This window comes from Actinoplanes sp. NPDC051859 (assembly GCF_044452725.1).
Taxonomy (GTDB): domain Bacteria; phylum Actinomycetota; class Actinomycetes; order Mycobacteriales; family Micromonosporaceae; genus Actinoplanes.
This window is the reverse complement of record NZ_JBITBX010000016.1, coordinates 44,119-64,271: the sequence shown is the minus strand read 5'-3', so window position 1 is coordinate 64,271 and position 20,153 is coordinate 44,119. Positions and strand designations below refer to the sequence as shown.

The window sequence follows — 20,153 nt, the reverse complement described above, 5'->3', positions numbered from 1 at the left end:
AGAGGACCACGAGCACGATGACCGACCTGTTGGACCAGACCGACCTGCTGGACCATGACGACGTTCTGCGCAGCTGCGCCGCAGCCTTCGGCGCGCCGCCCGCCGCTCAGGTGCGGGTGCTCATCGCGGAGGCTGGTGGCGACCCGGCCTGGACCCGAGCCCTGATCGACGGGCTGACGGCGGAGGGCCGCGTCCGGATCGACACCGGGCTGGCCGTGCTGGTCCGCGACGGTCTGCCCGAGAGCGTCCTCGAGCTGATCCGGGTCGAGCTGGCGAAGCGACAGCCCGAGTGCCGCCACCTGCTCTGCGTCGCCGCCGTGCTCGGCCCGGCGCTCGATCCGGACCGGATCGCCGACCTGGCCGGCCGACCGACCGCGGCACTGCTGCCCGCCTGGCAGGAGGCGATCGATGCGGGCCTGCTGCGGGTCCGCGGCGGGGAGCTGGAGTTCGCGCACGAAACGCTGCGCCGGGCGATCGCCGCTACCGTGCCGTCCGCTCTGCGCCGCGCACTCGTACGCGAGCAGCAGGCCACCGTTTCGCTGCCCCCGCCACCCGTCCCGGTTCTTGCGGGCCGGCTGACCGGGCGGGAGCAGCTGGTGCTGGCGCAGGTCGCGCGGGGGCGCAGCAACCAGCAGATCGCCCGGAGCCTCGGCATCTCCGGCAACGCGGTCAAGCGGCATGTGTCGAACCTGCTGATGAAGTCCGGGTGCACCAACCGGACCGAGGTCGCACTGCTAGCCGTCTCGGAGCGCTAGCTGGGGCAGCACCGTCGACGCGACCAGTTCCAGCTGGTCCAGGTCGAGGTCGGCGAGACTGAGGTATACGCGGGTGGCGCCTGCTTCGGCGTACCGGGCGATGCGGTCCACGACGGCGTCTGGTGAGCCGGTGAAGGCGTCCGGGCCCGGCGGTGCGGCTGCTGCTGCCACCCGCCGGGCCACCTCCGCATCGGTACGGCCACACGCCAACGTCTGCAACGCCGAACAGGTCACCGCGCCCGTCGGCCGCCCCGCCTCGACGGCGAGTCGGCTGACCAGGGCGTAGCGCTCGGTCGCTTCCGCAGGTGCCGCACCGAGCGCGTTGTACTCGGTGGCGTAGCGGGCCGCCAGTGCGGGCGTACGCCGAGCACCCAGCCCGCCGATGATCAGGGGTGGCGCCGGTCTGCCGGGTTCCCGTCGGGGCGGTATGGCATCGGTCAGGTGGTGGTGCTTGCCGGCGTACGAGAAGGGGCCGGTGGAGTGCCACAGACCGGTGACGATGGCGAGTTGTTCGGTCAGGCGGGTGAACCGGTCGGTCGGGAAGTCGATGCCGTACGCGGCGTGTTCGGCGGCGTACCAGCCGGCGCCGAGGCCGAGTTCCACCCGGCCGCCGGACATGTCGTCGACGTCGGCGACCTGGACGGCGAGCTGGCCGGGGGAGCGGAAGGTGACTGGGCTGACCAGGGTGCCGAGTCGGATTCGCCGGGTGTCGCGGGCGAGTCCGGCGAGAGTGGTCCACGCGTCGCTCGGCCCCGGTGGCCCGGCGTGACCGGTGCCGAAACGCAGGTAGTGGTCGGAGCGGAAGAAGCCGTCGAAGCCGCAGTCCTCGGCTACCTGCGCGGCCCGGGACAGCGCGGCGTAGCGGGCGCCGGCTTCGGTGGGCTCGACGTGGATCCGGACCTCCATCACGCCACCAGGGTGAGGGCGGTGGCCGGGCTGGCGTGTTCCGAGGTGAGGTGTCGGGCCAGGCGCAGCGCCATCGCGACCATGGTCAGGGTCGGGTTCCAGGATCCTTCGGTGGGGAAGGCGGCGGCGGTGGCGACGTACACGTTGTCGAGGTCGTGCAGGCGGCCATCCAGGTTGGTCACCGAGGTTTCCGGGTCCTCGCCCAGCCAGAGCGTGCCGGCCTCGTGCATGAGGAACGGCTGGCGGCGGTCGTCGGGCAGTTCGGTGGTCCACTGCTGCCGGGCGGCGCACCAGTACTCCACGGGCGTACCGGCGAACAGGTTGGCGACGAGGGCGTCGAGGGCGGTGTCCAGGGCGGACCACATGCGCAGATCCGGCGGGTCGAGCCGGACGTCCACCTCGGGCAGGCCGTCGGCGCCGAGGCGGACCGCGACCGGGGAGATCGCCGGGCCGTCGGTGGAGATTTCGCCCAGTCCGCGGACCAGGAACACCACGTGCTCGTCGTCGGCGAGCTGGTTCATGATGTCCGCGCCGGACAGCTCCGGCACGGTTCGGTAGATCTCCGCCCGGTCGGCGGCCGCGTTGGTGGTGGCGCTGGCGATGAGCTGGATGTGGAACTGTCGCTCCGTCGTACCGCCGTCCAGGTACAGCGCGCCGAGCTGGTAGGACGTCGGCAGGGACGGCAGTGCATTCCGCGGCACTCGGCAGGCGAACCAGCTGCCGACGTGGCCGTTGAGGTTGCGCCCGGCCGGTGTCGACGGGTGGGTGGTCAGCGCGAGGCGGGTGCTTTCGACCGTACCGTTGGCTAGCAGGAGCCGGGCGCCTTGCAGCGGCAGGTCACCGCCGGCGGTGTGCAGCGCGACGGCCTCGCGGCCGTCCCGGATGATCGCGACGGTCTCGCATTCGGTCACCACGGTGAGCCGGTCCGGGTGGTCGCGCAGCAAACCCCGCAGCACGGGTACGGGACTGAAGCGGCGCGCGTCCCCACCCTCGACCCCGGGCGCACTGGCTAGGCAAGCGTCCAGCTCCGCGGCCGTCGCCGGGGCGATCAGGCCGGGGCAGTCGTCCAGCACTCGCAGGACCTGTTCCCGGACCGTCTCGTGCAGCGGGCCGAACAGTTGCGCCGCTGACCGCACGCCGAGCAGGGCGCGGGCGGGTGCCCAGTATTGCTCCAGGTCATGCACTACCTGCGCGGGCCATTCCCGTAGCTGCTCCGGCCGCGGTTGGGGCGTCCAGCCGCTCCAGAACGACGCCCGGCCGCCCAGGAACGGCACCTGCCCAGCGAGGTCAAGGTCGCCGGACGGCCGCCAGGGCGTGGCGACCGCCGTTTCCATCAACGTCTGTCGGTCCGGCGTCAGGTCCTGCACGTGCGATTCCAGCAGCACCGGGCCCTGTTCGAGGATCAGCACGCGGGCCCGTGGGTCGCGGTCCAGCAGGGTGTGGGCCAGGACCGTGCCGATGCAGCCGCCGCCCACGATCACGTGGTCGAATCGCTGCCCGGCCACCGCCGACACGTCCGACAGCAGCTCCATGTTCCGCTCCCTCCGCCTGCGACCGGCGCCATGCTGGTCGCAGGAGCCGAGTCTGCGCAGCGTTGATGCGCTCGCCAAGGCCGCTTCGGGCCGGACCTTCGGGTACCCCAACCGGGTCTTCCCACAGGCAGCGAACGCTTCCACCATGTCCACCGTGGAACACATCGACCTGGCCGTGGCGGCGGACGTCCTCGGCTGCGAGATTGACGCGGAACTCTCGTTCACCGCGCTGGGCGGTACGTCGTTGCGGGCGATCGAACTCGCCGCCCGAGTGGAACGGCGGTACGGGCGTACCGTCTCGGTTGCTGCGCTGCTCGGGCCGGAACCGCTGGGTGGGGTGCTGGCCGCTGCCCGCTCGCTCCCTCCGACCGTCGCCGCCGTTGCGGGTGTTGATGGCACGGCGTTGGCGGCACCCGTCCAGGAGGCGATGCTTGTCGGTGAGCAGCTGCACGGCGGTGCGCCGTTCCACCTGCTGTTCAGCCTGGACTTGCGGGGGAGCGTGGACCCGGAGCGGCTCCGCAAGGTGCTGGCCGGCTTGACCCGGCGGCATGCGGGACTGCGGACGATGTTCGTCCGTGGTGAGACCGGGCTGCGGCGGCGGGTGCTCGCGCACTGGGAGCCGACCGTGCGGGAGCTCTTGTTGCCAGCGGGCACAGACCCGGTTCCCGCGGTGCAGGAGTTGCTCGGCGCGGCCGCGGGTGGGCTGCTCGACCCGTTCCGGCGCCCGCCGGTGGTGTTCGTGGTCAGCCCGGTCGGCCCGTCCCGGACCGTGCTCTCGCTGCTCGTGCACCACGTCCTGGTCGACGGGTGGAGTGTCGGACTGCTGCTGCGGGAACTGGTCGCCGGGCTGGGCGGCGCGGAAGTCACCGAGGCCGCGCCGTCGATGGAGTCGGTGGTAGCTGCCGCCCGTGGCCCCGAGATTGCTGCCCGGGCGCGCCGCCGGGCCGAAGAACTCGCCGGGGTGCCGACGACGCTGGAACTGCCGAGCGACGTCGTACGGCCCGCGCGGGCGACTCGGACGGGGGCGCGGCTGCGGTTCGCACTGTCGGACGCGGCGCGTGACGCGTGTGCGGCGTTGGCGCGCGACGCCGGGGTCACCCGCAACGCGATGCTGCTGGCTGCGTGGTCGTTGGTGATCGGCCGCCGGACCGGCCTGCCGGAGTTTCCTGTCGGTGTGGTGTCGGCCGGGCGGACCGCCGCCACCTGGGACGTCGTGGGTCCCTGTCTGACCGTGGTGCCGGTCCGCTGCGGAGTCGACGACACCGGCACTGCGGGCGCGCATGTCCGTCGCGTCGCGGCGGGGCTTCGCGAGGCGTTGGCGTCGGCGGACGTGCCGTTCGAGGAGCTGGTCGCTGCCCTCGAGCTCGGTGGCGACGACAGCCGGCACCCGCTGGTCCAGGTCGCCTTCGCGGCCCACGACGAGTTGGTCCCGGACGTGGTACACGCGCCCGGACTGACCGCAACCGTCCATGAAGGACACTGCGGAGGCACGATCTACGACGCGGTGCTCTATGTGCAGCAGTGGGCCAGCCGGCCGATGTTGGCGCTGGAGTACGCCACCGACGTCTTGGCGCCGGACGAGGCGACGGAGCTTGCCACAGCACTGGATCAGGCCTTGGTCGACCTGTCGGCAGCCGACGGCCTGCTGGCGAACTGCCGCACGACGACGCCTGCCCAGCGTGACCGGTTGGCCGGGCTGGGCGCCGGTTCGGTCGTCCCGACAGATGGCGGCCTCTGGGACTCGTTCGCGGCCGTAGCAGCTGCCGGACCGGATCGGATCGCGGTGCGCGACGGCGAGACCGGGCGCCCGCTCAGTTATGCCGAGCTGTGCGCCGCCGCCGTTGCCCAGTCGGCCGAACTGGCCGCTGCGGGGGTACGGGCAAGAGACCGTGTGGCGCTCGCTGTCGGCAGATCGGCCCAGGAGCTGGTCGCGATCCTCGGCGTACTGCGGCTCGGTGCTGCCTACACGGCGATCGAGGCCGATGTGCCGGCGCCCGCCGTCACCGCGATGCTCGACGCGGCCGGGGTGCAGGTGGTGCTCGGCGAGGATTCGCGGCTGGCTGCGCTGGGCTCGTTTGCCCGGCCGGACACTGCTGCACATCGGTGACCCGTGGGCGCCCGTACGGTCACATCAGGCGCCGCCCGCGGCCCCGCCCGACCCGGAGCGGGTCGCCTACCTGGGGTTCACCTCCGGGTCGACGGGTGAGCCGAAGGCTGCCTTGATCCCGCAGCGCGGCGTGCTGCGCCTGGCCCGGGACCCGGAGCTGCTGGTGCCGGGCGCGACCGAGCGGTTTGTCCGGCTGGCGCCGCTGGCGTTTGACGCGTCCACTTTGGAGATTTTCGCTCCGCTGCTGGCGGGGGGCACGATCGACGTTTTCGGGGCGGGCCATCCGACTCCGGCCGCGCTGGCCGCCTTCCTCGCGGACCGAGACAGCACGGGGCTGTGGTTGACCGCTGGCCTGTTCCGGCTGGTCGCCGACTACCAGCCGGAAGCGTTCGGCGGGCTGCGACAGGTGCTCACCGGCGGCGACGTCGTGCCACCAGCACAGGTTGCGCGGGTCCTGACGAGCTGCCCGGGGCTGCGGGTCACCAACGGGTACGGCCCGACCGAGAACACGACGTTCACCACCACGCACACGGTGGCCGACCCGGCCGCGGTGGACGACCCGCTGCCCATCGGCCGGCCGGTCGGCGGGACCGGCGTGGTGGTGCTGGACCGGCACGGCCGTCCGGTTCCGCCGGGCGGCGTCGGCGAGCTGTACACCTCCGGTGCCGGGCTGGCGCTCGGCTATGCGGGACGGCCCCGAGAGACCGCGGCCGCGTTCATCGCCCGAGACGGCGAGCTGTTCTACCGGACCGGGGACCTCGTGCGCTGGGACCGGGCCGGGCGGCTGCGGTTCCTCGGCCGATCCGACCGGCAGGTGAAAATCCGCGGCTTCCGGATCGAGCTGGACGCGGTCGCCCGCACGCTGCGCGAGCATCCCGAGGTGCGCGATGTCGCCGTGCTGGCCGCGCCCGGTGGCGCCGACCGTCGCCTGCTCGCCGCCCTGGTCGCCGACGATCGGCCCGGCCTGGTCGAACAGGTACGCCGGTTTGCCGCCGACCGCCTTCCCGGGTACGCCGTGCCATCGCTCTGGACGGTCGTCGCGAAGCTGCCGGTCACCCGCAACGGCAAGCTGGACGCCGGCCTCCTCCGTGATCTGGCCGCACAGCCGGTAGCGCAGGAGCAGTCAGCCGCTCCGGGCGACGAGCTCACCGCGACGATCACACGCGCGTGGGCGGAGGTGCTCGGTACGGCGCGGTTCGGGCTGGACGAGCGCTTCTTCGAGGTCGGCGGCGACTCGCTGCGGCTGCTGAGGGTCGCCGCGAGCCTGCGCCGAGAACTGCCCAGCCATGACGTCACCGTGCAGGACCTGTTCGCCTGCCAGACGATCCGCGCGCTGAGTGGCCGGCTCAGTGCGCGTACCGCCCGATGAACCACCCGCGTCGACTGGAGGAGTTCGCTGTGCCTCGTGTCCTGAAAGTTCCCGCCCCGGTCGGGCCCGGCGGTCACCTGCGGGTGCTGAGCCCGGGGATGCCGACGCTGGCGTACGTCCCGGACCGGGTGGAGCGGGGCGTCCGGGCGCTCACCGATGCCGGCTGGAAGGTCAGCTTCGGGGAGAACGCGTTTCTGATCTCCGCGGACGGGCTCACGGCGGGCACCCCGGCCGAGCGGGCGCGGGACCTGATGGACGCTTTCACCGACCCCTCCGTCGACGCCATCCTCGCCGCCGACGCCGGGCTGGGCAGCGAGGATCTGCTCGACGCGCTGGATCCCGACCTCATCGCCGCCCACCCGAAACCGTTTCTCGGCTACTGCGACAACGTCTATCTGAATCACTTCCTGGCCGCGAAAGCCGGAATCAGCTCCCTGTACGGCTGCACGTTCATGGTCCACATCGGTGAGGCGGGTGGCGCGTACCCGGAAACGCTGGACTATCTGGCCGCGGCTCTGGACAGTGCCGCGCCGCTGCGCTGCCACCCGGTGCCGTCCCGGACCGCGGGCGTGATCGACTGGTACGTCCCCGATCGGGAGCGGATCCCTCGGACCAGGGATGTTCCCGGCGGCTGGACCTGGCTGCGGCCGGGCGTCGCCCGTGGCCCGCTGCTGGGCGGCGAACTCACCTTGCTCCCCGAGCTGATCGAGCGGTTCGATCTCACTCTCGACGGAACCCTGCTCTTCTGGGACGTCTCCTATCACGGCCTCGACGTCGCACCGCTGTTCGCGGCATTGTGCGCGGCAGCCGACCTGACCCGCCTCGGCGGCATGATCATCGGCGGGCATCCGCAGCTGACGCCGGAGGACTGGGCGAAGACCGTCAGGGAGCTGGTGGACGAGCACCTGCCCGAGCCGGCCTTCCCGATCGTCGTCAACGCCGACATCAGCCACACCTGCCCGGCGTGGATCGTCCCGTTCGGCGAGGAAGCCGACCTGGACCCGGTGGGCGGCCTGCTGTTCCGTCGCGGCCGTACGGCGGGCCGGTCATGATCCCTGGCACCCTGCGCCGGGCAACTGCGGCGGCGGAAACTCGCCGCGTCGCGCTCATCGGTGCTGCACCGGGATCCGTCGAGGCGAGTTGGCTTGCCGCCTGCGCCGGCCCCGGCCTGACGGTGATCGGCACCGGGCGCGACGGCCCTCGGACCCTGTCCCTCGTCCAGGACGGCGTGGACGCCATCGTGCTGCCCGCCGCCGAGCCGGCGTACCGCGAGCTGATCCTGACCGCGCTGGACCGGGGCGTCGCCGTCTGCTGCGGGCCGGCCGGCAGCACGAACGTTCCGGCAGCGGCGGAACTCGCTGCTGCTGCACGTCGGTCAGGGGTGCCCGCGGTGGTCGCCTTCCCGTGGCGGGTCCACACCGCTCTGCGCGATGCGCGCCAGGCGATCGCGGCTGGCATTCTCGGCGAGCTGCTCACCTTCGACTGCACGAGTCACGAGGACCCCTCCGGCGTGGTGCACCAGCTCGACCTGCTGCGGTGGTCGACCGGCCAGGAATGGACCGTCGACACGGTCTGGGCGAACCCTGGCGCCGCCGTCACCTCGCTGGGTCTGCGCACCGGCCCGTCTGGCCCCTACGCGCGGATCCTCACGTCCCGGTTGGGCCGGGGTGAGCCGCGGTTCCAACTGACCGCCATCGGCACCCGGGCGACGCTGCTGGTCGTGGTGAACCCGCGGGACGGCGCCGGATTGTGGCGGCTGACGTGCGGATCGAGTACGGGAGAACGGGTGTTCGGCGCGACGTCGCGTAACCCGTACCCGGAATTCCTGACGTCCGGGACCGGACCCACCTTCGACGACGCCCTCGCCGCACACCGCCTGGCCCGAGCCGCGGAGCGACCGTGACCGCCACGGCGCTGCGTCCGGCATGGGCGCGACTTCCCGTCGAGGTACGGGACCTCGTGGAGAACCGGCTCGGCGCGCGGATCCGGGCGGCCGTGGGGCAGGACGGCGGCTTCACCCCGGGCGTCGCGGCCCGAGCCGAGCTCGCGGACGGATCGCGGGCCTTCGTCAAGGCGATCGAGGCGGACGACGAGCTCGCCGACCAGTACCGCAACGAGGCCCGCTGCGCCGCCCTGCTGGGACCTGCCGTGCCCGCACCCCGGCTGCGGTTCACCGTCGAGGCGTACGGCTGGGTGGTTCTGGCGTTCGACGACGTGGCTGGCCGGCATCCGGACCTGCGGTCGCGCACCGAACGGGCGGCGGTGTCGGCCACGCTGACCCGGCTGGCGACGCTGCTCACGCCGACGCCGGTGCCGGACCTGCCGACGGCCGAAGCGGTGCTCGCCCCGCTGGTCACCGCCTGGCGCCAATATGCGGCCCAGGGGCCACCGGACGACCTGGACCCCTGGGCGGTGCGACACCTCGACCGGCTCGCGGTGCTGGAATCGGGCTGGGCGGCGGCGGTCGCCGGCGACACTCTGCTGCACCTTGACCTGCGTGCGGACAACATGCTGCTCACCCCGGCCGGCGAAGTCGTCGTCGTGGACTGGGCCTGCGCGAGCCGCGGCGCCGCATGGGTCGACCTCGCGATCCTGCTCGTCTCCGCCGAAGGGGTGGACGCCGACCGGGTGATCCGCACCCACCCGCTCAGCCGGGAAGTTCCCGCGGCGGCCATCGACGCCTTCGTGTGTGCGCTGGCTGGCTGTTTCGCCCGCGAAAGTCGAGGGCCGGCGTTGCCTCGCTCGCCGTATCTGCGCGACTTCCAGGCCGCGATCGCCCGGCACTCGCTGACCTGGCTGATCCGGCGTACCGGATGGCGGTGACCCTGCTCCGCGAGCTGGTGCCCGCACCGGGGCCGGGGCGGCGGCTGGTCGTGCTCGCCACGGTCCAGGCCGCGGGCAACGGACTGTTCCTGACGTCGAGCGCGGTGTTCCTCGTCCGGGTCGCGGGACTCGCACCCACCGAAGTCGGCCTCGGCCTGTCCGGGGCGGGCCTGGCCGGACTGCTCACCACTGTGCCGCTCGGCCGCCTCGCCGACCGGCACGGCGCCCGACGCCTCCTGGTCCTGGTGTACGCGGCACTAGCGCTGCTCTTCGTCGCGTACCCGATGGTCCGGAGCTTCGGGTCCTTCCTGGTCGTGGCCGCGCTGGTGACGGTCGCGGAAACTGCGGGCAGCCCATTGCGTGCGGCAGTGCTGCGGAGCTTGGTGGACACGACCGAAGCCCTCACCGTACGAGCGCAGATGCGGGGCGGCTTCAACGTCGGCTTCCTGCTCGGTGCCGGTGCGGCCGGTGTCGTCCTGGCTACGCCCAACGCCACTGCCTTCGCTGTAGTGTCCGTCGTCAACGCGCTGGCACATGTGGCGTGTGCCGTGGTGGCGCGGACTTTGCGGGCTGCGCCCGTACCGAAGGAGCGGCGCGGGGGAACCGCGCTGCGTGACGTGCGATTCGTGCTGCTCGCCGCAGTCAACGGGGTGTTGGAAACGCATGTCGTCGTGCTGACGCTGGGCCTGCCGCTGTGGATTGTCACGCACACCCGGGCCCCGGCCGGGCTGACGGCCGCGCTCGTCATCGCGAACACGGTGCTTGTCCTGCTGCTCCAGGTCCGCCTGAGCCGCCGGGCCGACACGGTTTTTGGAGCGGCGGGATTGCTGCGCCGATCCGGGCTGGTCTTGGCCGTGGGCTGCCTGATCTGTGCGGCCAGTGCCGCCGGTGGTCCGCTGACAGCGGTGGCAGTGCTGCTGGTGGGCACGGCCACGCTCGCGATCGGGGAGATGTGGCAGTCGGCCGGCGCCTGGGGACTCGCGTTCGAGCTGGCCCTGCCCGCCCAGCTCGCCGAATATCAGGCGGTCTTCGGGCTCGGCCGCGGGTTCGGCCAGTTCGTCGGCCCGGCGCTCGTCACCGCTCTGCTCGCCGGCGGTGGCCCGCCCGGCTGGGCCGTCCTCGCCGTGATCTTTGCCAGTGCCGGGGTGGTGGCACACCGGATCGCCGTCGGTGCACCGCAGGCGCAGGATCCAGGGATCGATGGACGGCGTTACCATTCCGGCCGTGACGGACGTCGAACTACGGCTGCTGGGCGCGGTCGAGGCGCAGGCCGGGGCTGAGCGGCTGCAGCTCGGCCCGCGTAAACAGCGGCTCGTACTCGCCGTACTCGCCCTGGAGGTCAACCGTGCGGTACCGGTTGACCGACTCGTCGACCTGGCCTGGCCGGTTGCGCCACCGCGTACCGCCGGTCACGCCATTCAGGTGTGCGTGTCCGGTCTGCGCGGTGCGTTCGCGGGGCGGGACGGCATCGAGATCCGTACCGAAGGACCCGGGTATCTCCTGGACACCGACCCGCAGCGGATCGATGTGCACCGGTTCCGGGCGTTGCTCGCCCAGGCTGGGGACGCAGCCTGCGACGAAGCCCGGACAGCGCTGCTGGACCAGGCACTCGGGCTGTGGGGCGGAGCCCCCCTGCACGGCGTCGCGACGCCTGAGGTGGCTCACCGCCTGGGCGCCGGCCTGGTCGAATCCCGGCTCGCCGCGATCGAAGACCGGCTCGACGCGGGACTACGGCTCGGCCGGCACCGCGAGCTGGTGGACGAGCTGACCGACCTGACCGCCACCGAGCCGCAGCGAGAACGCCCCGCCACCCAGCTCATGCTGGCGTTGTACCGCAGTGGGCGCCCGGCCGACGCGCTCGGCGTCGCGCGGGCGACCCGCCAGGTGCTCGCCGACCAGCTGGGCCTCGACCCGGGCCTGCCGCTGCAACGCCTCGAACTCGCCATCATGCGGCAGGACCCGGCACTCGCCTGGTCCGCGCCGGCGCCGAAACACACCGTGCCCGCCCAACTCCCCGGACGGGTCGCCGGGTTCGCCGGCCGGGAAGCGCAGCTCGCCGAGCTCGACGAACTGCTGGCTGCAGGCGAGCGCAGTGCCATCGTGATCATCGGCGGCACCGCGGGATCGGGCAAAACCGCGCTGGCCGTCCAATGGGCGCAGCGGCACCGCGAACGCTTCCCGGATGGTCAGCTCCACATCAACCTCAACGGGTACGGCGGCAGCCCCGTCCAGCCCGCACAGGCCCTCGCCACGTTCCTGCGCGCCCTCGGAGTGCCCGCCGAGCAGGTGCCGGTCGACGTCATCGAGGCGGAAGCCCTGTTCCGCACGTTGGTGGCGGAGCGGCGGCTGCTGGTGCTGCTGGACAACGCTGCCTGCCCGGATCAGGTCCGGCCGCTGCTCCCCGGCGGCGCCCACTGCGTCACCCTGGTCACCAGCCGGGACCGGCTGACCGGCCTGATCGCCCGCGACGGTGCCCGGCCGCTGACCCTGGGAGAGCTGACCCCGTCCGGAGCCGCGGAGCTGCTGACCGGCCTGGTCGGCGCCCGCGCGGTGGACGATCCGGCAGCAACCGCCGAGCTGGCCCGACTCTGCGGCCACCTGCCGCTGGCCCTACGGATCGCCGCGGCGCACCTCCTGTGCCGCCCCCGACGTCCGGCCGCCGAGCTGGTGGCCGAGCTTGCCGACGGCAACCGGCTGACCATGCTGGCCGTTCCCGGCGATGAGCAGTCGGCGGTCCGCGCCGCCTTCGCGCTGTCCTACACGGCGCTGAAACCAGCGGCGTCCCGGCTGTTCCGGTTGGGCGGACTGCTGCCGCTGCCCGAGGTGGCGTTGCCCGCAGCCGCCGCGCTGGCCGACCTGGACCTGCCGCAGACCCGCGCGCTGCTGTCCGACCTCGCCGACGCGCACCTGATCGAAGAACTCCCCGCAGGCCGATACGCCTGGCACGACCTCCTCCACCTGTACGCCGCGGAGCTCACCGCCGCTTCGGCCGAGCGTGCCGCCGCCACGCACCGCCTCTACGACTTCCACCCGCGTACGGCCAGCGCCGCCGCGGCCGTGCTCTACCCCCAGATGCAACGGCTGCCGGGCGACGGCGGACCACCCGGACGAACGTTCGGCGATCCGGCCGCCGCACTCGCCTGGCTGGACGCGGAACGCCCCACCATGGTCGCGCTGGTCCGCGGCGGCGCCGCGACACCCGCCCTGCGCCGGCCGACCTGGCTCCTGGCTGACATCCTGCGCGGCTACTTCTGGACCCGGCGGCACGCCGACGACTGGCTGACCACCGCCGCCGGTGGACTCGCCGCGGCGGAGGCTGCGGACGACCCGCACGGCCGGGCCGCCGCGCAGCTGTCGCTTGCTCAGGCCAACCGGTCGCTGTCGCGGCATGAGGCTGCTGTCGGGCATTTTGCTGCGGCCCGTACCGATGCAGGGTTGGCGGGTTGGCGGCAGGGCGAAGCCGCCGCGCTGGGCAGCCTCGCCAACCTCTTCCGCGACCAGGGCCGACTGTCCGAGGCCGCGGAACACCACCAGCAGGCGCTGCAGATCTATCGGGAGACCGGCGGGCGCGGCGGCGAAGCGGTCAGCCTCGGCAACCTCGGCAACGTCCTCGTCGAGCTGGGCGACCTGGCCGCCGGGATCGACCGGCTCACCGAGTCCATGGCGCTCTATCGCACGCTCGGCTCGGCGAACGGCCAGGCCATGATGCACAACAGCCTGGGGTACGCCCACCTCGGCGCAGGCCGGATCACGGAAGCCCGCGGGGAGTTCGACCGGGCGCTGACCTTGCATCGGGAGGCGGGCAGCCCCGAGGGCGAGGCCGACACGATGGTGAACATGGGTGAGGCGCACCGGGAGGCGAACGCCTACGCCGCGGCGACCGACCTGGCCCGTGCCGGCCTGGAACTGGCCGTCGAGGTGGGCGACCGGCGCATTCAGGCCGACGCGCACAACCTGCTCGGTGGCATCGCGACCCGGCAGAACGAGCTGGCGGAGGCCGTCGATCGGCACCGGGAGGCGCTGCGGCTAGCAGGCGAGGCGGGACACGGTCGGGGCGCTGCAGCCGCCCTGATCGGGCTGGCCGAAGCAGACCTGCCGGCCGGCCGGACAGCCGAGGCCTACGACGGAGCGAGGGAGGCACTGGCGGCGACCCGCCGCACCGGGCTCGGCATGCTCGAAGCGGACGCGCTGACCGTGCTCGCGACCGCAGCGTTGGCCGGTGCCGCCCGGGTGAGCGAGGCCGCCGAACTCGCCGAGCAGGCCCGCGACGCTCATCGGCGGATCGGTCATCCGGCGAAGGAACGCCTGGCCCAGCGGTTGCTGGACCAGGCGCTCGAGCTCGCCTGAGCCGCGCACTACATCTGCGCAGGCCCCGGACCATCACAGTCGCTGCTCGGCGGCCGAGTGATGTACTCGGCCGACGTGGTGCCGCACGCCGTGGTGCCGTTCGGATCCGCCCACCGGCCACTCGGGTCGGTTCCCGCGCCCCCCAGCGCGACCAGCGCGGCGAGCAGCGCAGCCACCCCGAACCGCATCGTGGATCCGCCTCGTCTGAACCTCATCGCAATCCCCCTCTTTCTCCCGGCGCTCCGCGCCGCGAGCCAGTATGAGCGATCGAGATCCATAACTATGTCGTCTTTCCGGCCAGCTGTCCGCGCGAAGCGGCTGAGTTGGCTCGCGGCGGGGGTGGCGCGGTCTTGCGATCATGGTCGCTTCGATCGCGGTCGCGGTCATCGACGGCAGCAGGAGTGCACGTGGCGGCAGGTGAGAAAGTCAAAACCCGGCGGCGATCGCCATTGTGGGCCCGGCTGTGCGTAATCGTCGGCTGTGTACTCGTGGTCCTCAGCGGTGCTGCGATCATCGGCAGCAAAGTGCTGATCGCTCGATACGCCGGAGCGGTGGAAACGAGGGACCTTCTCGGTAACGGCACAGACGGCAAGGTCAAGAAAGCCACGAGTAACATCGCGGGACCCCTCAACATCCTGCTCGTCGGCATCGACCCCCGCGACGAGAAGACCGCGCCGCTGTCCGACTCCATCGTCGTCGCGCACGTCCCCGCCGGACTCAAGCAGGCCTACCTGTTCTCCATTCCGCGCGACCTGCTCGTCGAGATTCCGGCCTTCCCCAAAGCCAACTACCCGGGCGGCACCGAGAAGGTCAACGCCGCGATGTCGCACGGCAGCAATCTCGGCAACGGCACATTCGACACGGCGCAAGGCTTCGACCTGCTCGCCAAGACCGTCGGCAAGCTCACCGGCATCAAGAAGTTCGACGCCGGGGCGATCATCAACTTCTCCGGCTTCAAGGACATCGTCGACGCCATGGACGGTGTCACCATGAACATCGACCAAGACGTGAAATCGGAGCACCGCAAGCCGAACGGCGAACCCCGTGACCGCAGCGCTGCGTGTGCCACCGACCACACCTGCCCCAACCCGTACATCGGCCCCCAAGCCGAATACAAGAAAGGCACCCACCACCTCAAAGGCTGGCAGGCACTCGACTACGTACGGCAGCGGTACGGCCTGCCCAACGGCGACTACGACCGGCAACGACACCAGCAACAGTTCATCCGCGCCATGGCGGAGCAGGCGCTGAGCAAGGACGTCGTCACCAACCCCGGCAAAATCGACCAGGTCCTCCGGGCAGCCGGCGACGCCCTCATCTTCGACGGCAACGGCTACACCGTCCTCGACTGGGCATTGGCTTTGCGCAACCTCAAATCCGAGGACATGGCGCTGATCAAGCTCAAGGGCGGCGGTCTGGGTGAAGGCGCCAACTACCAGGGCGAGCAGCTCGACCCCTCGTCGGAGAACTTCTTCACCGCGCTGCGCAACGACACGATCTCGTCGTTCCTGCTCGAGAACCCGACCTTCCTGCAGAAGATCTGAACCCCCGCTGACAACAGAACGGCCGGCATGCGGGGGCATGCCGGCCGGTCTTTCGGGGGGCGAACAAAGCTTCAGTTTCAGCGGCTGCCGAACTCCTGGGTGTAGTACGGGGCGCCGTTGGCGGCGTAGACGACGCCGACGGCCATGGTCTTGGCGCCGCAGTCGAGCAGGTTGGCGCGGTGGCCGGGGGACTTGAGCCAGGCGTTGACGACTTCGCGGGCGGTGCGGTAGCCCCAGGCGATGTTTTCGCTGCGGGCGGCGGTGTAGCCGGCGGCGCGGGCGCGGGCGGTGAAGGTGGAGTTGCGGGCGCCGGTGTGGCTGAAGCGGCCGGTGGTAGCCATGTACTTGCTGTGGCCGCGGGCGGCCCAGAGCAGGGCGGCGTTGACCTTGAGGGCTTTGCAGCCGGCCTTGACGCGGGCTTGGTTGGAGAGGGTGACGACCTGCGTCTGGAGGGTCGTGGGGGAGACCGTGGCGGCCTGGGCCGGGCTCGCGAGGGTGATCAGGCCGATGATGGCGGCGGCGGGGATCAGCGCGAGGGTGGCGAGGCGACGAACCAGGGTCTTCTTCGGCAAGGTCACACCTTTCGGAGCAGGTAATCGGCGCTTGTTCGCCGGCTACGCATATCTCTTCGGTGTGGCCGCGGTATTCACTGATGCCGTTACGGGTGCCTTGGCGTGAGCGCTGAGTTGCCGCCCGGGTGCCTGCCCTCCGCAGGTTTCCGCCGAGGTCGACGCCTGGTTGCCGTACGGGTGCAGGGGACCCCAGAACGCAGCTCAGCGGGGCGTCGGCGACTCAAAGCACGGCGAATAGATGATGACGCCGAGCTCCGTGGTGGAACGAGCACTGGTGAGGTGGTAGGTGTAGCCGTCAGAGGACTTCGCACGCAGGATGCCGGCGTTGGGTTCGATGACACGGTCGTCGGTGATCTCCCAGCCATCCCGCTTCCAGGCGTCGCGGATGCGGTTCAGCGTGGGAATCTGTTCCGCCGTGGGCAGGGGCGCCTGATAAGAACCCTGCACGGCAAACACGTCAGCGTTGCCGCCGCTGGTGCACGGCCCCGGATTCTCCTTGGCCTCGGTGAAAGCGACACCGCCGAGTTGCGTAGCGAGCTGAGCGCTGCGGTCGCGAACCAGGGCCTTGGCCTCGTCCTCGGTGCGGGTTTCCACGTCTCCTCCGAAACATCCGGTCAGCGTCAGCACGACGATGGCTAGTGCGGCAATCCGGGTTGCCGGACGGCTCATTTCCAATTCTCCGGTTTCTGACCGTGTTCCAACTCGACAGCAGAGTAGCGGCCGGCAACGATGGCAGCCTGGTTCAGCAGGCTGTCGCTGTCCGGCTCCCAATAACGCGTGTGGAAGAACGTGTCGGCGTCGTATTCGTTCGCGCCGAACGACTTGCTCTGCGGACTGGGCCCGTGCACGTCGTCGTACTCCTTAGCCAACCAGGAGCCGACGATGGGTACGGCGACCAGGCCGCCGGTCGTGGACACCGGGTCGGTGGGCGACGAACCGACCCACACGTGACGCGGGTCGGGCAGCACCTTGCTGGCGTGATCGGTGTGCACGCCCGGACTGCCCTGCGTGACGAAGTCGTCGACGGGCAGATTCCCGGTCAGCGCGGCCTCGCCGATGACGGTGGAGCCATAGGAATGGCCCATGGCTACCAGATGCCCGGGCTCGCCCTCGTGGGTGGCCCGCATGCCCTGCATGAAGGTGACGTAGGGGCCGGCGCCGGCCCTCGACCGGTCGGATTCGGCAACGCTGGTGTTGGTGAACTCGGGGGCGTCATAACCAAGCCAGTACACCGTCGAGACGGTCTCGCCGGGATTGACGTGCTTTTGCGCCTCCTCGTTCAGCCACACCATGCGCTCGACGTTTTCCTTGGTGGAGCCGATGGTCGTACCCAAACCGGGAACCCACGCCGCGGTGTGCGCGGCGGTGTCCGGGTTGCCGATCGCGATGATGGCTCGCCCGTCACCGGCCGTGTCCACGCCCAGCAGCAGCCCCTGCGGTCCGGCTCGGTCGAGGCCGGCCTGGACGGCGGCGAGCTCCTCGCGTTCCTTCTGGATGGCTTGATAGCGATGCCACAACTCGTAATCCTCGGCCGAGCGCGGCTGCACCACCTGCCGCTGTCGTTCCAGGATCGCGGCCGCCTCCGCATCGAGCTGCCCGGTCCGCTGCGCCAGATAGCTGCGATTGGCGGCGTCCCGGTCATCGGCCGGTACGCCGTCCAGCCAGCCGACCAGCTGGGGAAAGTCCCGGATGGCTTGCTCCTGCTGTTCCGGGGAGAGGGTGTCCCACCACTGGTTGACCTCGGCGGGCGGGCGCCCCTGCTGGCTGCGTACCTGATCCTCGCCGACGGGGGCTGCCGCCGCGGAACCGAAACCGTCCCGCTGGTCCGGAAGGTTGGCGTTGATCGCCGTCGTGGTGCGGGCATCACTGTCCGCCGCCCGCTCAAGAACGCCCTGCAACTGCTGGGCGAGGCTGTCCATCTGCTGCTGCATTACATGCAGCGTCGACGCCCGCTCGTAGACGGTCTCCGCCGCGGACACCGTGCCCGTCGCGACGTCCACGACATAACCGCCGGCTCGCGCATCCGCGATGATCTGGTGCAGCATGGTCTGCAGCCCACGCACGGTCGCAGCGTGCTCACTCAGGGCCCGACCGATGGCCCGGCAGGGCACCACCGCGTTCGACGCCTCCCGACGCGTCAGCTGGGCCCGCTCACCGGCAGCCACCGCAGCTACCCCGTCGGACCACACATGCGCCAGGTCGAAGGTGGCGTCGATCAGCGACTCGGTGGCGTCATCAAGCGCGCTTCCCAGCGCCTCCCACGCCGAAGCCTGCGCGTCGATGCCAGCAACGTCGGTGTCGACCAATAGCTGCAAGGTCAAGCTCATCGCGGCAGCCGGCCCGCACCGGTGACCTGGTCGGCAGCGTGCTCATCGGCGGCCTGATAGTCGCTGGCAGCCTGCGCCAGACCATCGCCGAGCTGACGAACCTGACCGGAAAGCTGCTTCAGGAACCCCGCCCACACCTGCTCCGCACCGGTGACAGCCCGCGCCGCCGGCCAACCCGACAAAGCGGCAGCTCCGGCAAGCCTGCCACTGTCGGCGTGCGCCCGGCCGAACGCGTCCGCGGCCGCCCGCACATCGGCGCCCATTCTGCCGAGAGCAGGAACATTCATCTGACTGACGGGCTGATCCATCGCTGTCTCCCCCCGAGGACCCCAGGCGTACGCGCGCCACGGTACAGCGCAGACGCCCCACCGATCTGCCCCAGACCACGGCTGCCTTCCCGCCAATGACTCCGCCGCTCGAAGCGATCCGGATACGGCGCGACGACGCCGCGGACCGCGTTCCCCGACCTGGCCTGACGGTCGAAGTCAGCCGATGTGCGCAAGGCTAACCAGATGGCGTACGGGAGCAACGAGCAGACGGGCCGCGCGCCTAACGTTGTCGCAGTGAACGGCCCGAGTCTTCGTGGCGCTTGGGCCAGCCAGTCCAGAGGTGTGGACACGGCGCGCCAGGACGAGGTGATCGCTGACAGCTTCGGTCGATGGGCCGGGCAATCGGGGGCTCGGGTCTCGTACCCGTGCAGGCGATCTCTGGGTTCTGGTACTACCGGTCTGCTCACGACCGCCACTGCGTGGGTGGCAGTCGTGAGCAGACCGGCGGGCGCGGGTCGTCGGGGCAGCGCAGCTCACGGCCGGACGAGGACCTTCAACGCTTCCCGCTGGTCCATGGCGCGGTAGCCGTCCGGGGTGTCCGCCAGGCCGATGGTGCGGTCGAAGACTTTGCCGGGTTCGACTGTGCCGTCGAGGATGTCGGGCATCAGTTCCTCGATGTAGTGGCGTACCGGTGCGGGTCCGCCGGTGAGGGTGAGGTTGCGGCCGAACAGCTTCCAGCCGATGTCACCGTCCGAATACTGCGGTACGCCGACCCGACTGATCACCCCGCCCGCTCGGACCACGCCGAGGGCCTGCTCGTAGGCGGGCAGGTGACCGACGCATTCCAGGACGGTGTGCGTACCGTCGCCGCCGGTCAACTCGCGGACCATGGCGATGCCTTCCTCGCCGCGTTCGGCAACGACGTCAGTGGCGCCGAAATCGCGACCCAGATCGGTACGGGACTTGTGCCGGCCCATCAGGATGATCCGTTCGGCGCCGAGCCGTCGGGCGGACAGGACGGCCAGCAACCCGACGGCGCCGTCGCCGATCACGGTCACGGTGGTGCGCGGGTTGACCTGGGCGCGGACGGCTGCGTGGTGGCCGGTGCCGTACACATCGGAGAGGGTCAGCAGCGACGGCAGCAGTGCGGAATCCGGCGCGACCGGCAGCTTGACCAGGGTCCCGTCGGCCAGTGGGACGCGGACGGCCTCGGCCTGCCCACCGCCGACGTCGCCGGAGTTCCAGAACCCGCCGTGCCGGCACGAGGTTTGCAGGCCTTCGCGGCAGAAGTCGCAGGTGTTGTCCTGCCACGCGAACGGGGCTACCACCAGGTCGCCGGCCTTGACCGTCGCCACGTCCACGCCAGCTTCCTCGACCACGCCGAGAAACTCGTGCCCCATGGACGTGCCGTCAGCCTTCGCCCGCATGCGGTGGTACGGGTGCAGGTCACTACCGCAGATACACGCCTGCACCACCCGCACCAGGGCGTCGGTCGACTGCTTCAGCTTCGGGTCGGGGACGTCGACCACGCGGACGTCGCCGGCGCCGTACATAAAGGTGGCACGCATCTGGGTTTTCCGTTCTGGAGAGTCGGACCTTGGT

General features: G+C 71.2%; 17 protein-coding genes. 9 read left to right on the top strand and 8 right to left on the bottom strand.

Annotated features, from left to right (window positions below; all coding sequences use genetic code 11):
* The first annotated feature begins 17 nt into the window (after positions 1 to 17).
* Entirely contained in the window at positions 18 to 755 is a 738-nt protein-coding gene (locus ACIA1L_RS29740) for a LuxR C-terminal-related transcriptional regulator (RefSeq protein ID WP_396076321.1), read from the top strand.
* Here the strand turns inward: ACIA1L_RS29740 and ACIA1L_RS29735 are convergent.
* Both ACIA1L_RS29735 and ACIA1L_RS29730 read right to left on the bottom strand, forming a co-directional pair.
* On the bottom strand, positions 735 to 1,661 hold the full coding sequence (locus ACIA1L_RS29735; RefSeq protein WP_396076361.1) for a TIGR03560 family F420-dependent LLM class oxidoreductase: 927 nt from the start codon (positions 1,659 to 1,661) through the stop codon (positions 735 to 737). The genes ACIA1L_RS29740 and ACIA1L_RS29735 overlap by 21 nt on opposite strands.
* Positions 1,661 to 3,193, bottom strand: a complete 1,533-nt coding sequence (locus ACIA1L_RS29730) for a GMC oxidoreductase (RefSeq protein ID WP_396076320.1) — start codon at positions 3,191 to 3,193, stop codon at positions 1,661 to 1,663. The genes ACIA1L_RS29735 and ACIA1L_RS29730 overlap by 1 nt, the downstream gene beginning before the upstream one ends.
* Before the next feature lie 145 nt (positions 3,194 to 3,338).
* Here ACIA1L_RS29730 and ACIA1L_RS29725 point away from each other — a divergent pair, with 145 nt between their 5' ends.
* Genes ACIA1L_RS29725 through ACIA1L_RS29695 form a run of 7 tightly spaced genes read left to right on the top strand, consistent with a single transcriptional unit; the run spans position 3,339 to position 13,839 of the window.
* Complete coding sequence (locus tag ACIA1L_RS29725; protein ID WP_396076319.1) at positions 3,339 to 5,300, top strand: condensation domain-containing protein; 1,962 nt, start codon at positions 3,339 to 3,341, stop codon at positions 5,298 to 5,300.
* The gene (locus ACIA1L_RS29720; RefSeq protein ID WP_396076318.1) at positions 5,269 to 6,669 is read left to right on the top strand and encodes a non-ribosomal peptide synthetase; all 1,401 of its coding nucleotides are present in this window, start codon (positions 5,269 to 5,271) and stop codon (positions 6,667 to 6,669) included. Before ACIA1L_RS29725 ends, ACIA1L_RS29720 begins: the two co-directional genes overlap by 32 nt.
* 29 nt (positions 6,670 to 6,698) lie before the next feature.
* The gene (locus ACIA1L_RS29715; protein ID WP_396076317.1) at positions 6,699 to 7,721 is read left to right on the top strand and encodes an LD-carboxypeptidase; all 1,023 of its coding nucleotides are present in this window, start codon (positions 6,699 to 6,701) and stop codon (positions 7,719 to 7,721) included.
* Positions 7,718 to 8,572 (top strand): hypothetical protein, encoded by an 855-nt coding sequence (locus ACIA1L_RS29710; protein ID WP_396076316.1) that lies wholly within the window; start codon positions 7,718 to 7,720, stop codon positions 8,570 to 8,572. The genes ACIA1L_RS29715 and ACIA1L_RS29710 overlap by 4 nt, the downstream gene beginning before the upstream one ends.
* Positions 8,569 to 9,492, top strand: coding sequence for a phosphotransferase family protein (locus ACIA1L_RS29705; RefSeq protein ID WP_396076315.1), 924 nt, complete (start codon positions 8,569 to 8,571; stop codon positions 9,490 to 9,492). The genes ACIA1L_RS29710 and ACIA1L_RS29705 overlap by 4 nt, the downstream gene beginning before the upstream one ends.
* Complete coding sequence (locus tag ACIA1L_RS29700) at positions 9,489 to 10,772, top strand: MFS transporter (protein ID WP_396076314.1); 1,284 nt, start codon at positions 9,489 to 9,491, stop codon at positions 10,770 to 10,772. The genes ACIA1L_RS29705 and ACIA1L_RS29700 overlap by 4 nt, the downstream gene beginning before the upstream one ends.
* Entirely contained in the window at positions 10,717 to 13,839 is a 3,123-nt protein-coding gene (locus ACIA1L_RS29695) for a BTAD domain-containing putative transcriptional regulator (protein ID WP_396076313.1), read from the top strand. Before ACIA1L_RS29700 ends, ACIA1L_RS29695 begins: the two co-directional genes overlap by 56 nt.
* Before the next feature lie 8 nt (positions 13,840 to 13,847).
* Here ACIA1L_RS29695 and ACIA1L_RS29690 read toward each other — a convergent pair whose 3' ends face one another.
* Positions 13,848 to 14,054 (bottom strand): hypothetical protein, encoded by a 207-nt coding sequence (locus tag ACIA1L_RS29690; RefSeq protein WP_396076312.1) that lies wholly within the window; start codon positions 14,052 to 14,054, stop codon positions 13,848 to 13,850.
* Between the two features lie 192 nt (positions 14,055 to 14,246).
* On the opposite strand from ACIA1L_RS29690, the gene ACIA1L_RS29685 reads away from it, so the two are divergent.
* Positions 14,247 to 15,383 carry an LCP family protein gene (locus tag ACIA1L_RS29685; RefSeq protein ID WP_396076311.1) on the top strand — a complete coding sequence of 379 codons (1,137 nt, stop codon included), beginning with the start codon at positions 14,247 to 14,249 and terminating at the stop codon, positions 15,381 to 15,383.
* 77 nt (positions 15,384 to 15,460) lie between these two features.
* On the opposite strand, the gene ACIA1L_RS29680 is transcribed toward ACIA1L_RS29685, so the two are convergent.
* The 5 genes from ACIA1L_RS29680 to ACIA1L_RS29660 form a co-directional block, all read right to left on the bottom strand.
* Positions 15,461 to 15,955: a CAP domain-containing protein gene (locus tag ACIA1L_RS29680; protein ID WP_396076310.1), complete on the bottom strand. Its 495-nt coding sequence runs from the start codon at positions 15,953 to 15,955 to the stop codon at positions 15,461 to 15,463.
* A gap of 201 nt (positions 15,956 to 16,156) precedes the next feature.
* The gene (locus ACIA1L_RS29675) at positions 16,157 to 16,624 is read right to left on the bottom strand and encodes a hypothetical protein (RefSeq protein WP_396076309.1); all 468 of its coding nucleotides are present in this window, start codon (positions 16,622 to 16,624) and stop codon (positions 16,157 to 16,159) included.
* Complete coding sequence (locus ACIA1L_RS29670; protein WP_396076308.1) at positions 16,621 to 18,282, bottom strand: alpha/beta hydrolase; 1,662 nt, start codon at positions 18,280 to 18,282, stop codon at positions 16,621 to 16,623. Before ACIA1L_RS29670 ends, ACIA1L_RS29675 begins: the two co-directional genes overlap by 4 nt.
* Positions 18,279 to 18,590, bottom strand: coding sequence for a hypothetical protein (locus ACIA1L_RS29665; protein ID WP_396076307.1), 312 nt, complete (start codon positions 18,588 to 18,590; stop codon positions 18,279 to 18,281). Before ACIA1L_RS29665 ends, ACIA1L_RS29670 begins: the two co-directional genes overlap by 4 nt.
* A 494-nt stretch (positions 18,591 to 19,084) precedes the next feature.
* Complete coding sequence (locus ACIA1L_RS29660) at positions 19,085 to 20,119, bottom strand: zinc-dependent alcohol dehydrogenase family protein (protein WP_396076306.1); 1,035 nt, start codon at positions 20,117 to 20,119, stop codon at positions 19,085 to 19,087.
* Positions 20,120 to 20,153 lie beyond the last annotated feature (34 nt).

Coding starts and splice junctions, on each gene's coding strand:
- ACIA1L_RS29725 (WP_396076319.1), top strand. CDS start 3,339: ATGTCCACCGTGGAACACATCGACCTGGCCGTGGCGGCGGACGTCCTC.
- ACIA1L_RS29670 (WP_396076308.1), bottom strand. CDS start 18,282: ATGAGCTTGACCTTGCAGCTATTGGTCGACACCGACGTTGCTGGCATC.
- ACIA1L_RS29730 (WP_396076320.1), bottom strand. CDS start 3,193: ATGGAGCTGCTGTCGGACGTGTCGGCGGTGGCCGGGCAGCGATTCGAC.
- ACIA1L_RS29690 (WP_396076312.1), bottom strand. CDS start 14,054: ATGAGGTTCAGACGAGGCGGATCCACGATGCGGTTCGGGGTGGCTGCG.
- ACIA1L_RS29660 (WP_396076306.1), bottom strand. CDS start 20,119: ATGCGTGCCACCTTTATGTACGGCGCCGGCGACGTCCGCGTGGTCGAC.
- ACIA1L_RS29675 (WP_396076309.1), bottom strand. CDS start 16,624: ATGAGCCGTCCGGCAACCCGGATTGCCGCACTAGCCATCGTCGTGCTG.
- ACIA1L_RS29735 (WP_396076361.1), bottom strand. CDS start 1,661: ATGGAGGTCCGGATCCACGTCGAGCCCACCGAAGCCGGCGCCCGCTAC.
- ACIA1L_RS29740 (WP_396076321.1), top strand. CDS start 18: ATGACCGACCTGTTGGACCAGACCGACCTGCTGGACCATGACGACGTT.
- ACIA1L_RS29710 (WP_396076316.1), top strand. CDS start 7,718: ATGATCCCTGGCACCCTGCGCCGGGCAACTGCGGCGGCGGAAACTCGC.
- ACIA1L_RS29665 (WP_396076307.1), bottom strand. CDS start 18,590: ATGGATCAGCCCGTCAGTCAGATGAATGTTCCTGCTCTCGGCAGAATG.